At 67.2% G+C, this 15,540-nt stretch carries 11 protein-coding genes; all 11 read right to left on the reverse strand.

Features of this window, described 5'->3' with window-relative positions:
- Positions 1–38: 38 nt before the first annotated feature.
- Entirely contained in the window at positions 39–998 is a 960-nt protein-coding gene (locus ACMGRF_RS04625) for an acetyl-CoA carboxylase carboxyltransferase subunit alpha (protein WP_049416733.1), read from the reverse strand.
- Between the two features lie 113 nt (positions 999–1,111).
- On the reverse strand, positions 1,112–1,981 hold the full coding sequence (locus tag ACMGRF_RS04630; RefSeq protein ID WP_049416730.1) for a hypothetical protein: 870 nt from the start codon (positions 1,979–1,981) through the stop codon (positions 1,112–1,114).
- Between the two features lie 55 nt (positions 1,982–2,036).
- Positions 2,037–5,627: a DNA polymerase III subunit alpha gene (gene dnaE, locus ACMGRF_RS04635; RefSeq protein ID WP_049416729.1), complete on the reverse strand. Its 3,591-nt coding sequence runs from the start codon at positions 5,625–5,627 to the stop codon at positions 2,037–2,039.
- Between the two features lie 237 nt (positions 5,628–5,864).
- Positions 5,865–6,524, reverse strand: a complete 660-nt coding sequence (locus tag ACMGRF_RS04640; RefSeq protein WP_049416727.1) for a ribonuclease HII — start codon at positions 6,522–6,524, stop codon at positions 5,865–5,867.
- The gene (gene lpxB / locus ACMGRF_RS04645) at positions 6,521–7,723 is read right to left on the reverse strand and encodes a lipid-A-disaccharide synthase (protein ID WP_239668876.1); all 1,203 of its coding nucleotides are present in this window, start codon (positions 7,721–7,723) and stop codon (positions 6,521–6,523) included. The genes ACMGRF_RS04640 and lpxB overlap by 4 nt, the downstream gene beginning before the upstream one ends.
- A gap of 53 nt (positions 7,724–7,776) precedes the next feature.
- Positions 7,777–8,568, reverse strand: a complete 792-nt coding sequence (lpxA, locus tag ACMGRF_RS04650; RefSeq protein WP_049416723.1) for an acyl-ACP--UDP-N-acetylglucosamine O-acyltransferase — start codon at positions 8,566–8,568, stop codon at positions 7,777–7,779.
- 16 nt (positions 8,569–8,584) lie between these two features.
- Positions 8,585–9,043: a 3-hydroxyacyl-ACP dehydratase FabZ gene (gene fabZ, locus ACMGRF_RS04655; protein ID WP_005415845.1), complete on the reverse strand. Its 459-nt coding sequence runs from the start codon at positions 9,041–9,043 to the stop codon at positions 8,585–8,587.
- Positions 9,040–10,062, reverse strand: a complete 1,023-nt coding sequence (gene lpxD, locus ACMGRF_RS04660; protein ID WP_099495076.1) for a UDP-3-O-(3-hydroxymyristoyl)glucosamine N-acyltransferase — start codon at positions 10,060–10,062, stop codon at positions 9,040–9,042. Before lpxD ends, fabZ begins: the two co-directional genes overlap by 4 nt.
- Positions 10,063–10,495: 433 nt before the next feature.
- A complete protein-coding gene (gene bamA / locus ACMGRF_RS04665) occupies positions 10,496–12,859 on the reverse strand; it encodes an outer membrane protein assembly factor BamA (RefSeq protein ID WP_099488610.1) in 2,364 nt (787 codons plus the stop codon).
- A gap of 74 nt (positions 12,860–12,933) precedes the next feature.
- Positions 12,934–14,292 (reverse strand): RIP metalloprotease RseP, encoded by a 1,359-nt coding sequence (rseP, locus tag ACMGRF_RS04670; RefSeq protein WP_061480177.1) that lies wholly within the window; start codon positions 14,290–14,292, stop codon positions 12,934–12,936.
- A gap of 55 nt (positions 14,293–14,347) precedes the next feature.
- A complete protein-coding gene (locus ACMGRF_RS04675; protein ID WP_414485679.1) occupies positions 14,348–15,538 on the reverse strand; it encodes a 1-deoxy-D-xylulose-5-phosphate reductoisomerase in 1,191 nt (396 codons plus the stop codon).
- Positions 15,539–15,540 lie beyond the last annotated feature (2 nt).

The raw sequence follows: 15,540 nt of genomic DNA on the forward strand, positions 1-15,540 counted from the left end.
CACCTGCGTGTTGCCGGCCAGCGGCCGGCACTACCGGATCACGCCGCTTCGTACGTGCCGTAACTGCGCAGGCGCGCGTAGCGCTGCTCCAGCAGCTGTTCGGTGGAGAGCTTCTCCAGCGCGTCCAGCTCGTTCAGCAGCACGGCCTTCAGGCGCTTGGCCATCTGCGTCGGGTTGCGGTGGGCGCCACCGGTCGGCTCGCGCACGACCTTGTCGACCAGGCCCAGGCTCTTCAGGCGCGGGGCGGTCAGGCCCAGTTGTTCGGCCGCTTCCTTGGCCTTGCCCGCGTCCTTCCACAGGATCGAGGCGCAGCCTTCCGGGGTGATGGTCGAGTACACCGCGTATTCCAGCATTACGGTGCGGTCGCCCACGCCCAGCGCCAGCGCGCCGCCGGAGCCGCCTTCACCGATCACGGTGCAGATGATCGGCACCTTCAGCTCGGCCATCTCGATCAGGTTGCGCGCGATCGCTTCGGACTGGCCGCGCGATTCGGCGTCGATACCCGGCCACGCACCAGCGGTGTCGATCAGGGTCAGCACCGGCAGGCCGAAGCGCTCGGCCATCTTCATCAGCCGCAGCGCCTTGCGGTAACCCTCCGGCTTGGGCATGCCGAAGTTGCGCTTGATCTTTTCCTTGGTGTCTCGGCCCTTCTGGTGGCCGATCACCATCACCGCGCGGCCGTTGATGCGGGCCAGGCCGCCCATGATCGCCTTGTCGTCGGCGAAGGCACGGTCACCGGCCAGCTCCTGGAACTCATCGCAGATGATGCGGATGTAGTCGGCGGTGTACGGGCGCGACGGGTGGCGGGCCAGCTGCAGCACCTGCCACGAGGTCAGGTTGCGGAAGATCTGCGCGGTGCGCATGCGCAGCTTGTCCTGCAGCGCGTGCACTTCCGCCTCGACATTGACCGCCGGCCCGGCACTGGCGTTGCGCAGTTCCTGGATCTTGGCTTCCAGGTCGGCGATGGGTTGCTCGAAGTCGAGGTAGTTCGGATTCATCGGAAGCCGTCGTGTAAAGAAGGGGGCAATTCTAGCCGAATGCGTGCAAACCACCCGTACGCCTTCGTCTGGAAGGCGACGGTAGCGCAGCCGGGCAGGCGGCGCCAGTCAGCTCAGGGCACCACCAGGGCGCTGCGGCCCATCAACTGGCTGCGCTTGGAAACGAAGTCGTTGTAGGCCTCGTTGGCGTCCCGGCCCAGGCCGCTGCCCAGGGTGGCAGTGGCCGAGGTGAAGGCCATCTGCGCAGCGAAGTCCTGCTTGCGCAGGGCCTTCTGTTCATCGGCGGTGGTGGCCTTCAGCCACTGCGCGTAGACCTCGCGCAGCGGCGCGGCATGCGCCTCGAACGCCGGCGCCAGCGCCGGCAGGCTGGCCGGTGCCGGTTCAAGCCTGTATGCCGGGGCCACGTAGCCGGCCGGCTGTTCGCGCTTGAACGCGCCCGGCTCGCCCATGCCTTCCTCGACGTAGGCGATGAAATCCGGTGCCGTGAACACCTTGGCGACGATCTGGCCACCACTGGAATCGACGTGGGCGACCACCTTTTCCTTCGGGAACGGTTCGCGCACGCCGTAGGTCCAGGTCTTGTCGATGAACAGGTCGTGGCGCTTCTCGAAGGGACCCTCGAAGTCGACGCCGCCCAGCTCGATGCCGGCCTTGCCGGTGCCGAAGTTCTTCAGCTTGCTCTCGTCGGTGACGTAGACCTCGCGTGCGATCACGTATTCGCTCAGGGTCGGGTTGATCAGGCCGCCACGACCGTCGACGTAGACGATGAAGCGCACGTCGCCGAGCGTGTCGGTATGCAGGCGATGCTCGCCAACGGCAAGCGAGATCGGGCGCGAGCCGTGCGCGGCCACCGGCAGGTCCTGGCCGTCGATGCTCAGCGCCAGCGGCGTGTCGGTCGGGTTGTCGATCTGGAACTCGATCTTCGACGGCGAGCAGGCGGCCAGTGCCAGTGCGGCAACGAACGGGAACAGCAGGGTCTTCATCGGCAATCGTCCTTGATGTCTGGAACGGGAAAACAGGAACACGAAGCAGCCAGCCTCAGCTGGCCCACGGCGGGCTGTAGCGCACCTTCAGCGTGCGTACGGCCGGGTCGGCGCGCAGCGCCTCCATCAGCTTGGAATCGATGCGTACTGCGCTCTGCCCGGAGACATCCAGCATGCCGGCGACACCGCCGTGCGGGCCCTTCAGCAGCAGGTCCAGGCGCAGCGGCGTGCGCCCCGGGCGATGGCGGTCGAGCAGGGCGTTGATGCGCTCCCAGACCGGGCGCTGCTGGCGCAGGTCCAGGCGCAACGACAGCCGCGTGGCGTAGTTGGCGCAGACTTCGTCGAAGTCCCAGCACTGGCGGATGCGCAGCGCGTAGCCGCCGTTGAATTCGTCCTCGCGCAGGCCGCCCTTGACCACCAGGATGCGGTCCTTGGTCATCAGGTGGCCGAACTCGGCCATCGCATCGGAGAACGCGCTGCACTCCACGCGGCCGCGACCGTCCTCCAGCTGGATGAAGATCTGGCTTTCGCCCTTGCGGCGCACGCCGACCACCTGGCCGGCCAGCACGGTCTGCACTTCCGGGCGCCAGCGCTTCTCGCCGCCACCGCCGCCACCGCTGTTTGCGCTCCAGATTTTCTCCACCGAACCCAGGTCGTTGCCTACCAGATCGCGCACATCGTCGCGCCAGGGATCGAATGGGTGGCCGCTGAGATAGAAGCCCAGCGTATCGCGCTCGCCGTTGAGGCGCTGAAGCAGCGGCCATTCTTCGGCTTCGGGCAGGTCCAGCTGGATCGAAACGGTGCTCGGATCGGGCCCGCCAAACAGCGAATTCTGCCCGGACGCACGCTCGCGTGCCATCTGGTCGGTGGCCTTGATCACTTCCGGCAGCTGCAGCATCAGCGAGGCACGGTTGCGGCCGAGCTCATCGAGCGCGCCACAGTTGATCATCGCTTCCAGCGTGCGCCGGTTGAGCTTGGCCGAGCCGACGCGGGTGCAGAAGTCCAGCAGATCCTTGAATGGCCCGCCCTTCAGTCGTTCCTCGACCACCGCTTCGCAGGCGCCCTGGCCGACGCCCTTGATCGCGCCCAGGCCGTACTGGATCGTGTCTGGCGTGACCGCTTCGAACATGAAGGCCGACTGGTTCACCTTCGGCGGCAGCACGGTCAGGCCGAGGTTGCGCACCTCGTCGAGGAAGCCGACCACCTTGTCGGTATTGTCCAGGTCCGAGGACAGCGTGGCCGCCATGAATTCGGCCGGGTAATGCCGCTTCAGCCACGCGGTCTGGTAGCTGACCAGCGCATACGCAGCGGCGTGCGACTTGTTGAAGCCATAGCCGGCGAACTTCTCCATCAGGTCGAAGATTTCGTCGGCCTTTGGGCCATCGACGCCGCCCTTGGCTGCACCTTCGCGGAAGATCTCGCGGTGCTTGGCCATTTCCGCCGGCACCTTCTTGCCCATCGCGCGGCGCAGCAGGTCGGCGCCGCCCAGCGAGTAGCCGCCGACGATCTGCGCCATCTGCATCACCTGCTCCTGGTACACCATGATGCCGTAGGTGTCCTTCAGGATCGCTTCGGTGCGCGGATCGGGATAGATGATTTCTTCCTGGCCGTGCTTGCGCGCGTTGAACGAGGGAATCAGGTCCATCGGGCCGGGGCGGTACAGCGACACCAGCGCGATCAGGTCTTCGAAACGGTCGGGGCGCGCGTCCTTCAGCAGGCGGCGCATGCCCGAGGATTCGAACTGGAACACCGCGCCGGTGTTGCCGTTGGCGAAGATGTCCTTGTAGGTGGGCGCATCGTCGAGCGGGATCGCGGCAATGTCGACCGGCGGAATGCCCGCGCGTTCGTGGCGCTTGTTGATCGCCTTCACTGCCCAGTCGATGATGGTCAGCGTGCGCAGGCCGAGGAAGTCGAACTTGACCAGGCCGACTTCTTCCACGTCGTTCTTGTCGAACTGGGTGACCGGGTTCTTGCCGAGGCCATTCTCGTCGTGTTCGGCGTACAGCGGGCAGAACTCGCTCAGCGGTTCGGGCCCGATCACCACGCCACCGGCGTGCTTGCCGGCGTTGCGGGTCAGGTCTTCCAGCTGCAGCGCCAGGTCGATCAGGTCGCGGACATCGTCCTCGGTTTCATAGCGCTGGATCAGTTCGGCCGAGGCCATTTCCGAGCTGGGGCCTTCCTTGCCCTTGCCCAGCGCATCCTTCAGGTGGATGCCCAGGATGTTGGGAATCAGCTTGGAAACACCGTCGACCAGGCCATACGGGAACCCGAGCACGCGGCCGGAGTCGCGCACCACCGCCTTGGCGGCCATGGTGCCGTAGGTGATGATCTGGCTGACGCGCTCGCGCCCGTACTTGCGCGCAACGTAGTCGATCACCTCGTCGCGGCGGTCCATGCAGAAGTCGATGTCGAAGTCGGGCATCGACACGCGTTCCGGGTTCAGGAATCGCTCGAACAGCAGGTTGTACGGCAGCGGGTCCAGATCGGTGATCTTCAGCGCCCACGCCACCAGCGAGCCGGCACCCGAGCCGCGGCCGGGACCGATCGGGATGCCCTGGTTCTTGCCCCACTGGATGAAGTCGGCCACGATCAGGAAGTAGCCGGGGAAGCCCATCTTGATGATGGTGTTGAGCTCGAACTCCAGGCGCTCGAAGTACTCCTCACGGGTCTTGCCCGGCGCCAGCGGGTTCTTCTCCAGGCGCTCTTCCAGGCCGTCGCGCGACATCTTCTGGATCCAGGTGTCCAGGGTCTCGTCGTCGGGCACCGGGTAGTTGGGCAGGAAGTAGGTGCCCAGCCGCATCTCGATGTTGCAGCGCTCGGCCAGCGCCAGCGTGTTGTCGATCGCATCGGGGATGTCGGCGAACAGCGCGCACATCTCCTCGGCCGACTTCAGGTACTGCTGGTCGCTGTACTCGCGCGGACGCTTGGGATCGTCCAGCACGCGGCCGGTGGAAATGCACACGCGCGCTTCGTGCGCGCTGAAATCCGACGGCGACAGGAAGCGCACGTCATTGCTGGCGACCACCGGCAGGCCGCGCTGGCCAGCGGCCATCAGCGCGAACTGGTTGAAGGTTTCCTCGCCCTCGCGGCCGGTACGGGTCAGCTCCAGGTGCAGGCCATCGCCGAATACGCGCTGCCAGTCGGCCAGCTGCTGCTCGGCCAGTTCATGCTTGCCGTCCAGTGCCAGGCGCCCGGCCAGGCTCTGCCGGCCGGCCAGCGCGAACAGGTTGGCATTGCCGGCCTTCAGCCAGTCCGGGTGGATGGCCACGCCACCTTCCGGGCGATGGCCTTCCATCCAGGCGCGGGTCAGCAGCCGCGACAGGCTCAGGTAGCCCTCGCGGTCGCGGCACAGCAGGGTCATCCGCCACGGGTCCTGGCCTTCCTCTGCGATCAGCACGTCGGCACCGGCGATCGGCTTGATGCCGACGCCTTCGGCGGCCTTGTAGAACTTGACCAGGGCGAACAGGTTGTTGAGGTCGGTCACCGCCAGTGCGGGCAGGCCGAGCTCCACCGAGCGCGACAGCAGGTTGGCCTGCTTGGCCTTCTTCGGGTCCGCCTGGTCCGGCTTGGCCGGCACACGGATGGTGGAGTCCGCCAGCGAGAACTCGGTGTGGACGTGGAGATGTACGAAGCGGGAGTTGGACATGCCGGACCAGGTTGGAGCGCGCGGGCCCCGGGTGCTGACGGAGGTTCGTCGCCGGGGTCGGGAAGCGCTGGAATGCCCGGTCAGGGTAGCGAGGGCAGGGGGTTGCCACAAGGCTTGACAGGGGCACGGCGTGGCGCCGGATTCAGGCGTGCGGGAGGCCGCCTTCTGTAGCGCCGAGCCCATGCCCGGCTGTCCACAGCAGCCGAGCATGGGCTCGGCCCTACAACTCCAGCTGGCTCAGGCGATGGCCGCCGCCTGCGCCAGGTCCAGGCACTCACGCACCGGTGCGAAGCTGCGCCGATGCTCCACGCAGGGGCCGTGCTCGCGCAGGGCGGCCAGGTGGGCCGGAGTGCCGTAGCCCTTGTGCTGCTCGAAGCCGTATTGCGGGTGGCGGGCATGCACATCCTGCATGTAGCGGTCGCGCGAGACCTTGGCCAGGATCGATGCGGCCATGATTGCGCGGTCGATGCCATCGCCGCCGACCAGCGCCTGCGCCGGCAGCACCAGGCCCTTGGGCACCACATTGCCATCGATGCGGGCGAAGCCGGCCACATGGGCGACCGCTGCAACGACGTCACGCATGCCCTGCAGGGTGGCCTGGTAGATGTTCAGGCGGTCGATGGTGTCCACGTCCACCAGCACCACGTGCCAGGCCAGGGCGCGCTCGATGATGCGGTCATGCAGCTGCTCGCGGCGGGCCGCGGTGAGCTGCTTGGAGTCGTCCAGGCCGTTGATCCGTGGCCGCGCCGGGTCGAACACCACCGCCGCCACCGCCACCGGCCCGGCCAGCGGGCCGCGGCCGGCCTCGTCGACGCCGGCCACAAGACGCTCCGGCTCGACCACGGCCACGCCGTCGAACAGGGTCAGGCTGGCTGCGGCGGCGTGACGGCGGCTCATGCCTGGGCCTGGTCGCGCATCAGCAGCTCGCCGACGGCATCGGCGGCACGCGCCGAGGCATTGCGGCGCAGGCGCTCGTGCAGTCGCACGTACGTGTCCTGCAGGTCGCTCACCCGCTGCGGGTGGTCGAACCACTGCTGGATGGCCGCGGCCAGCCTGTCCGGCGTGCAGTCGTGCTGCATCAGTTCCGGTGCCAGGTCCTGGCCGGCCAGGATGTTGGGCAGGGCGAAGCGGTCGACCTTGATCAGGCCAAGCGCCTTCACCAGTCGATAGGTCAGTTCGTTGACACGGTAACCGACCACCATCGGCCGCTTCACCAGCATGGCCTCCAGGGTCGCGGTACCGGAGGCCAGCACCACCACGTCGGCGGCGATCATCGCGTTGCGCGCCTGGCCGTCCAGCACATGCGAGTAGGCCACCGGCAGCGCCGAGCGCGACAGCTGTTCCTCGATCAGCTGCCTGCAGGCCGGGTTGGCGGCAGGCACCACCACATGCAGGCCCGGAATGCGTTCAGAGACCTGCCAGGCGGCTTCGAAGAACGGTTCGCCCAGGCGCGAGATCTCGCCGAGGCGGCTGCCCGGCAACACCGCCAGCACCTTGGCCGAGGCCGGCAGGCCGAGCGCGGCGCGTGCTTCCTCGCGGTTGCCCTGCAGCGGAATGTCATCGGCCATCGGGTGGCCGACGAAGCGCGCGTCGATGCCGTGCCTGGCATAGATCGGCGGCTCCATCGGGAACAGGCACAGCACCAGGTCGGCGCTGCTGCCGATCTTCTCCGCGCGCTTTTCGCGCCAGGCCCAGACCGACGGGCTGACGTAATGCACGGTGCGCACGCCACGCTGTTTCAGCCAGCGCTCGATGCCCAGGTTGAAGTCGGGGGCGTCGATGCCGATGAATACGTCCGGCTGCCATTCCAGCGCACGCTGGCGGAACGCCGAGCGCAGCTTGAGCAGGCGTGGCAGGTGGCGCAGCACTTCGGTCAGGCCCATCACCGCCAGCTCGCTGGCATCGTGCCAAGTCTGGCAGCCGGCGCTGCGCATGGCGTCGCCACCGATACCGGCGAACTCGGCATTCGGGAAGCGCGCCTTCAGTTCACGCACCAGGCCCGCACCGAGCAGGTCGCCGGAGGCTTCGCCGGCAACCAGCGCGATCCGCAACGGGCGCTCGCTGAGCACCCGCTGCGCGGGAACACTGCCGGCCATCGAGGCCAGCGGGATCACCGCGGCGCCGGCCGGCGCCTGGCCGGTCGAGCTGCTCATCGCAGCAGGGGCCTCTCGGCGTGCTCGATGAAGTCCAGCATCGCCTTCACGTCGTCGCTGTCACGCGCCTGTTCGGTCAGCTGCACCTTGGCCTCTGCCAGCGGCAGGCCCGCGACGTACAGCGTGCGGTAGGCACGCTTGATGGCCGAAATGCGCTCGGCGTCGAAGCCGCGTCGCTTCAGGCCTTCGCTGTTGATGCCGCGCGGGCGGCCCAGCGAATCGGTGCCGACCATGGTGAACGGCGGAACGTCGCCATTGGTCAGTGCGCCCATGCCGAGGAAGGCGTGCGCGCCGATGCGGCAGAACTGGTGGGCACCGGCGAAGCCGCTGATGATCACGTAGTCGCCCACGGTCACGTGGCCGGCCAGGGTGGTGTTGTTGGAGAACACGCAGAAGTTGCCGACATGACAGTCGTGTGCCACGTGCGTGTAGGCCAGCATCCAGTTGTCGTTGCCGATGGTGGTGATGCCACCGCCGCCGCCGGTGCCGCGGTTGAGCGTGACGAACTCGCGGAACACGTTGCGGTCGCCGATCACCAGTTCGGTGCGCTCGCCGGCGAACTTCTTGTCCTGCGGCTCGCCACCGATCGCGGCATGGCCGACGAAGCGGTTGTCGCGGCCAATCCGGGTCGGGCCGTGGATGCTGCAATGGGGGCCCACCACGGTGCCGGCACCGATTTCAACATCGGGGCCAATCAGGGTGAAGGCGCCCACCTGGACATCGTCGGCCAGGCGAGCAGCCGGGTCGATGACGGCGGTGGGGTGGATCCGCGGTGCGTTGTCAGTCATTGCTGCCTCCAGTGGATCAGCCCTTGGCGCCGGCACACATGACCTCGGCCGACGCGACGACTTCGCCGTTGACCTTGGCTTCGCCGTAGTACCAGCCCATGTTGCGGATCAGGCGCTTCATCTGCACGTCCAGCATCAGCACGTCGCCGGGGACGACCTGCTTGTTGAAGCGGGCGTTTTCCACCTTGACCATGTAGAACAGCTTGGACTGCGCGTCGCGGCCGAGCGTGAGCTGCGTCATGACGCCGCCGGCCTGCGCCAGCGCTTCGATGATCAGCACGCCGGGCATGATCGGGCGGCCCGGGAAGTGGCCCTGGAAGAACGGCTCGTTGATGCTGACGTTCTTCTGCGCCAGGATCCGCTTGGCCTCGACGTCGAGTTCAAGCACCCGATCCACCAGCAGGAACGGGTAGCGATGTGGAAGCAGTTCCTGGATCTGGCAGACGTCGATCGGAAGCTGCAGCGAATCGTTCATTCTTTCTCCTTGCCAGCAGCCAGAACGCGGCGAGCCAATGCGTCCAGCTGCTTGAAGCGCGCGGCGTTCTTGCGCCACGTGCGGTTGTCGGTCAATGGGGTGCCGGACGAATACTCGCCCGGCTCATGGATGGAGTTGCGGACCACCGACTTGCCGGTGATCACGACCTTGTCGCAGATCTCGAGGTGGCCGACCACGCCAACGTGGCCGCCGAGCAGGCAGTAGCGGCCGATCTTGGCGCTGCCGGCGATGCCGGTGCAGCCGGCAATGGCCGAGTGCGCGCCGATCTGCACGTTGTGCGCGATCTGTACCAGGTTGTCCAGGCGCACGTCTTCGTCCAGCACGGTGTCTTCCAGCGCACCACGGTCGACGCAGGTGTTGGCGCCGATCTCGCAGTCATCGCCGATGCGGACGCCGCCGAGCTGCGGCACCTTGATCCACTTGCCGGCGTCCATCGCCAGGCCGAAGCCGTCGGCGCCGAGCACGGCACCGGGATGCACGCGCACGCGCTTGCCCAGCCTGACCCGGGTGACCAGGGTGACCCGTGCGATCAGCTCACAGCCGGAATCCAGGCTGCAGTCCTCGCCGATCACGCTGCCGGCGCCGATGATGCAGTTCTCGCCGACGACGCTGCGCGCGCCGACAGAGACGAACGGACCGATGTGCGCGCTGGCCGCAACCTTGGCGCTGGGGTCGATCACCGCGCTGGGGTGAATGCCCGGCGGGCGGGTCGGCGCGATGTCGAACAGCGCGGCGATCTTGGCGAAGGTGGTGTACGGGTCCTTGGCGACGAGCGCGGCGCCGGGAGCGGACTCGGCGTCGTCGGCACGCAGCACCACCAGCGAGGCCTGGCTGTCGGCCAGCTGGGCGCGGTAGCGCGGGTTGGCAAGGAAGGTCAGCTGGCCAGGACCGGCATGGGCGAGGGTGGCCACGCCATGGATGGCGGTGGCGGGGTCGCCATGGACCTGCAGGCCGAACTGCTCGGCGAGTTGCTGGGCGGTGTAGGTGGGAGTATTCACGGCGGGAGTTTAACGTGTGACGCCATTGCGGTCATGCGGGGGGCATATGCAGCCAACGGCAGGGCCCCTCGCGGCCGGCAGAGCCAGTGTCATGGGCTGGGTCGGACGGGGCGGGACTGCGGGGGGCGGCGCAAGTACGTCCATGTAGCCTTGGTCGCCGCATCCATGCGGCTCACACCCCCGCAGCCCCGCCCCATCCGACCTCCGACGGCTTGGCGCGAGTGCCAGCCACGGAAAAACAGAAAAGATCAAAAGCAGAGCGGGCGCTTCCGGCATCCAGGCCAAACGAAAACGCCGGGCAATGCCCGGCGCTTCGCGCCCCGTCTGGTGGAGAGCCCCCCTTTGTTAAGGGGGGCGCGCCAGCGGCGCGGGGGATAGGTGAAATGCGCGGGCAATTCACCGGAGGTGGGTCAGTTCTGAGGAACAGAGTTCCTCAGAACTGGCCACCGAACGTGAATTGCAGGCGCTCGATCTTGTCATCGTCTTCCTTCTTCAGCGGGAAGGCGTAGCTGATCGAGATCGGGCCAACCGGGGCGCGCCACAGCAGGGCCACACCGGTGGAGACGCGCAGTTCGTTGGCCTTGAAGTTGTCCACGCCGGTATACACGTTGCCGAAGTCGACGAAGGCCGACACGCGCGCCGACGGGCTGTCGAACAGGCGCGGGAAGTAGGCCTCCACCGAGCCGACGGTCTTCAGCGAGCCACCCAGCGGCTGGCCTTCCGGATAACCAGTGGTGACTTCGCGCGGGCCGAGGGTGTTGTCCTCGAAGCCGCGCACCGAATTGGTACCACCGGCGTAGAAGTTCTCGAAGAACGGCAGGCCGCTGGCGGTGACGGTGCGGGTGGTGCCATCCGGATTGGTCAGCGTACGGGTGTAGTCGTTGCCGTAGGCATCGCCGTAGCCGATTTCCGCGCGGGTGTTGATCACCAGCGACGGCATGATCGGCCAGTACTTGCTGATCTGGTAGTTCAGCTTGTAGTACTCGATGGTCGAACCCGGCAGCGTGGTTTCCAGGCCGATGCGCTGGTAGGTGCCGCGGGTGGGCATGAAGTAATCGTTGCGCGAGTCGCGTGCCCAGCCCAGCTCGGTGCGCCAGGCGTGGAAGGTCCGGCGACCGACTGCATTGATGTAGTCGATGATCGACTGCGGGGTCGAGCCCTGGTACGTGGTGATCTGGTTGCTGTCGATGCCGAACATCAGCGAGACGGTATCGGTCTCGGTCAGCGGCACGCCGAACACCACCTGCGCGGCACCGTTGGTGCTGTTGTACTGCGCGGTGTTGAAGTCGGAGTAGTCCAGTTCGCGCCAGGACAGGTTGTAGCCCAGCGAGACGCCGTCATCGGTGAAGTACGGATTGGTGTAGCTGAAGCCGTAGCGCTGCAGGTAGCTGCTGCGCGAGGCTTCGACCGACACGCGGTTGCCGCCGCCGAGGAAGTTGTTCTGCGACAGCTGCACCGACGTGGTCATGCCGTAGGACTGCGAGTAGCCCAGGCCGAACACGAAGCTGCCGGAGGTGGTTTCCTTGACGTTGTAGACGACGTCGACCTGGTCGTTGCTGCCGCTGACGGCCGGGGTTTCCACTTCCACCGATTCGAAGTAGCCCAGGCGCTGCAGGCGGATCTTGGAGCGGTCGATCGCGGCCTGCGAGTACCAGCTGTTCTCGAACTGGCGCATTTCGCGGCGCATCACCTCATCGGAGGTGCGGGTATTGCCACGGAACAGGATGCGGCGCACCGACACGCGCGGGCCGGGCACGACCTGCATGTTGATGGCGACGGTCTGTTCAGCGCGGTTGGTGGTCGGGATCGGGTTCACCTTGGCGAACGCGTAGCCGATATTGGACAGCGAATTGGTGATGGTGTCCGAGCTGAATTCCAGCAGGGCACGCGAGAACGTGTCGCCGGACTTCTGGATCACCATGCGCTCGACGTCCTCCTGCGGGAGGATGGTGTCGCCGCTGACCTTGATCTCGGAGATCTTGTACTGCGCGCCCTCGGTCACGCCCGCGGTCAGGAACATGTCGCGCTTGTCGGGGCTGATCGAGACCTGGGTGGAATCGATGCTGAAATCGACGTAGCCGCGATCCAGGTACCAGGAATTGAGCTTTTCCAGGTCGCCGGACAGCTTTTCCTTGGAGTACTGGTCGTCACGGCGGTACCACGACGCCCAGTTGTGCTCCTTGGACTCCCAGGTCTCCAGGATGTCCTTGCTCTCGAACTTTTCGGTGCCGACCAGGTTGACGTGGCGGATCTTGGCGGCCTTGCCTTCCTTGATGGCGATGGCGATGTCCACGCGGTTGCGGTCCAGCGGGCTCACCGTCGGGGTGATGTCGACGTTGTACTTGCCACGGTCGTTGTACTGGCGGCGCAGTTCCTGGGTCACGCGGTCCAGGCTCAGGCGATCGAAGGTGCCGCCCTCGGTCAGGCCGATGTCGGACAGGCCCTTGAGCAGCTGGTCGGACTTGATGTCCTTGTTGCCGGTCACGGTCAGCTTGTTGATCGCCGGGCGTTCCTTGACGGTCACCACCAGGATCGTGCCCTGGCGGTCCAGCTGCACGTCTTCGAAGAAGCCGGTCTTGTACAGGGCGCGGATCGTCTCGCCGACCTTGTTGTCGGTGATCGTCTCGCCGCGTTCCACCGGCAGGTAGGTGAACACCGTGCCCGAGCTGATGCGCTGCAGGCCATCGACGCGGATGTCGCTGACAGTGAAGGGCTCGGCTGCCTGGGCCAGGGCGGGAGCGCCGGTGACGGCGGCGAGGGCGAGGGCCAGCAGGCGGCGATTGGGGAGTCGCGTCATGTCACGTCCGGTAGGAAGGTCGATTTCATTGGTGCGGGATGCCGACGCTGTAGACGGCAACAACGTGGAAAAGTTCATCGCGGGACCAGGCCGAGGATGTCGTTGTAGAACGCCAACCCCATCAGCCCGGCCAGCAACGCCAGGCCGATGTATTGGCCGGCGGCGATGGCACGCTCGCTCAGCGGGCTGCCCTTGACCAACTCGATAAGGTAATACAGCAGGTGGCCGCCGTCCAAGATCGGGATCGGCAGCAGGTTGATGATGCACAGGCTGAGCGACAGCAGGGCAAGGAACTGCAGGAACCAGTCGAGGCCGCGCTTGGCCGAGACATTGGCCACGCGGGCGATGGTGACCGGCCCGGAAACGTTCTGCAGCGAGGCCTTGCCGGTCACGATGCGGCCCATCATGCCCAGCGAGTCGGCGGCCAGGCGGCCGGTCTCGCGCACCGCCACGGTCACCGCATCCAGCGGGCCATAGCGCAGCAGGGTGTCATAGGCGGGGCTGTAGCTGGTGGGGAAGCCGACGCCGATCTGCCAGACCGGATTGCCCTTGCCGTCCTTGCCCTGGCGCGGGGTGACTTCCAGCGCCAGGCGCTCGCCGCCACGCAGGACCTCGATCATTCCCGGCCCGCCGGCACGGCCCAGGGCCTGGATCTCGCCGATCACCTGGTCGACGCTGTCGATGCGCTGGCCATCGATGGCCACGATCAGGTCGCCTGGCTGCAGTTGCCCTGCCACCACGGAGTCCGCAGTCAGCGACTCGACTTGCGCCGGCTGCAGCCACGATTGCCAGTGCAGGCCAGCCAGGATCGGCACCCGCCGCTCATCGAAACCCGCCGGCAGCTGCGACAGCGGCAGGGTGCGCGTGCGTACCTGGTCGGCCGTATCCAGCACTTCCAGCTTCACGTCGCGGCGGTCCATCGCGGCTGCGGTCAGCGCCATGCTGGCCTCGCCGAGGGTGACCACCTGGCGGTCGTCCACGCGCAGCACGCGGTCGCCGCTGGCCAGCCCGGCACTGGCGGCGATGCCGCTGACACGGCCGATGGTGGGCGAGTAATCCTGCTTGCCGATCACGAACATCGCCCACAGCAGCAGGATGCACAGCAGCAGATTGGCGATCGGGCCGGCGGCAACGATCGCGATGCGCTGCCAGACCGTCTTGTGGTTGAAGGCCTGGCCGCGCTCGTGCGGGTGCACTTCGACCTCGCGTTCGTCGAGGAACTTCACATAACCGCCCAGCGGGATGGCGGCGATGGCGAACTCGGTGCCGTGCCTGTCGCGGCGCGACCACAGCGGCCGCCCGAAGCCGACCGAGAAACGCAGGATCTTGACCCCGCACAGGCGCCCGACCCAGTAGTGCCCGAACTCGTGGAAGGTGACCAGCAGCCCGAGGCTGACGATCATCCACCAGACCGATCCGATGAAGTCAGTCATGCAGGCACACAGTGGCGGGCAGGGGCGGCGGCGTCATGCTGGGCGAGGCGGTCGTTCAGGCGGCGTCGATGGCGTTCAGGGTGAGCTGGCGTGCCCGCTGGTCGGCGGACAACAGGACCTCCAGTGTATCGGCTGGCTGGGACGGCAGTGTTGAAAGAGCGTTAGCAACCAGCGCCGGGATCGTCAGGAAACCGATCCGGCCCTGAAGAAACGCTGAAACCGCCTCTTCGTTGGCGGCGTTCAGCACCGCCGGCGCGGTGCCGCCGGCCTGCATGGCCTGCCAGGCCAAGGCCAGGCAGGGGAAGGCGTCGGTATCCGGGGCCTCGAAATCCAGGCGGCCCTGGGCCAGCAGGTCCAGCCCGGCCACGCCCGATTCGATGCGCTGCGGCCAGCCGAGGCCGACGGCCAGGGTGGTGCGCATGTCCGGCAGGCCCATCTGGGCCAGGGTCGAGCCGTCGACGAACTCGACCAGCGAATGGACCAGGCTCTGCGGGTGCACCAGCACCTCGATGCGCTCGCCGGGCACGCCGAACAGGTGGTGGGCCTCGATGACCTCCAGGCCCTTGTTCATCAACGTCGCCGAATCGACCGAGATCTTCGGCCCCATCGACCACTTGGGGTGGGCAACGGCCTGGGCCGGGGTGACCTGGGCCAGCTCGGCGCGGCTGCGGCCACGGAACGGGCCGCCGGAGGCGGTCAGCAGGATCCGGCGTACGCCGGCGCCGTCGACACTGGCATCGCGCGAGCGCAGGCACTGGAAGATCGCGCTGTGCTCGCTGTCGATCGGGATGATTTCGGCACCGGCACGTTCGGCCGTCCGGGTCAGCAGTTCGCCGGCCAGCACCAGCGATTCCTTGTTGGCCAGCAGGATGCGCTTGCCGGCGGCGGCGGCAGCCAGGGTCGAGGACAGGCCGGCCGCGCCGACGATGGCCGCGACCACGGTATCGCAGGCATCGCTGGCGGCCAGCTGGTCCAGCGCGGCCTGGCCGGCATGGGCCTCGGTGGCCAGTCCGGCCTCGCGCAGGCCGTCACGCAGCTCGGCGAACAGCGATGCGTCGGCGATCACCGCGTGCGCGGGTCTGTGCTGGCGGCACAGCGCCAGCAGCGCCTGCACCTGGCGACCGGCAGCGAGCACCGTGGCCTGGTAGCGGTGCGGGTGGCGGGCGATCACGTCCAGTGTGGAGGCGCCGATCGAGCCGGTAGCGCCGAACACGGCGACCCGGCGCAGGTCTGCAGCAGCATTCATGG

This window comes from Stenotrophomonas sp. EMP41, assembly GCF_047495535.1.
Classification (GTDB): domain Bacteria; phylum Pseudomonadota; class Gammaproteobacteria; order Xanthomonadales; family Xanthomonadaceae; genus Stenotrophomonas; species Stenotrophomonas sepilia.

Excerpts from the sequence above, each read along its gene's own strand:
- lpxB (WP_239668876.1), bottom strand. The coding sequence starts at position 7,723 with ATGGCCGGCAGTGTTCCCGCGCAGCGGGTGCTCAGCGAGCGCCCGTTG.
- dnaE (WP_049416729.1), bottom strand. The coding sequence starts at position 5,627 with ATGTCCAACTCCCGCTTCGTACATCTCCACGTCCACACCGAGTTCTCG.
- rseP (WP_061480177.1), bottom strand. The coding sequence starts at position 14,292 with ATGACTGACTTCATCGGATCGGTCTGGTGGATGATCGTCAGCCTCGGG.
- bamA (WP_099488610.1), bottom strand. The coding sequence starts at position 12,859 with ATGACGCGACTCCCCAATCGCCGCCTGCTGGCCCTCGCCCTCGCCGCC.
- ACMGRF_RS04640 (WP_049416727.1), bottom strand. The coding sequence starts at position 6,524 with ATGAGCCGCCGTCACGCCGCCGCAGCCAGCCTGACCCTGTTCGACGGC.
- lpxA (WP_049416723.1), bottom strand. The coding sequence starts at position 8,568 with ATGACTGACAACGCACCGCGGATCCACCCCACCGCCGTCATCGACCCG.
- fabZ (WP_005415845.1), bottom strand. The coding sequence starts at position 9,043 with ATGAACGATTCGCTGCAGCTTCCGATCGACGTCTGCCAGATCCAGGAA.
- ACMGRF_RS04625 (WP_049416733.1), bottom strand. The coding sequence starts at position 998 with ATGAATCCGAACTACCTCGACTTCGAGCAACCCATCGCCGACCTGGAA.
- ACMGRF_RS04630 (WP_049416730.1), bottom strand. The coding sequence starts at position 1,981 with ATGAAGACCCTGCTGTTCCCGTTCGTTGCCGCACTGGCACTGGCCGCC.
- ACMGRF_RS04675 (WP_414485679.1), bottom strand. The coding sequence starts at position 15,538 with ATGAATGCTGCTGCAGACCTGCGCCGGGTCGCCGTGTTCGGCGCTACC.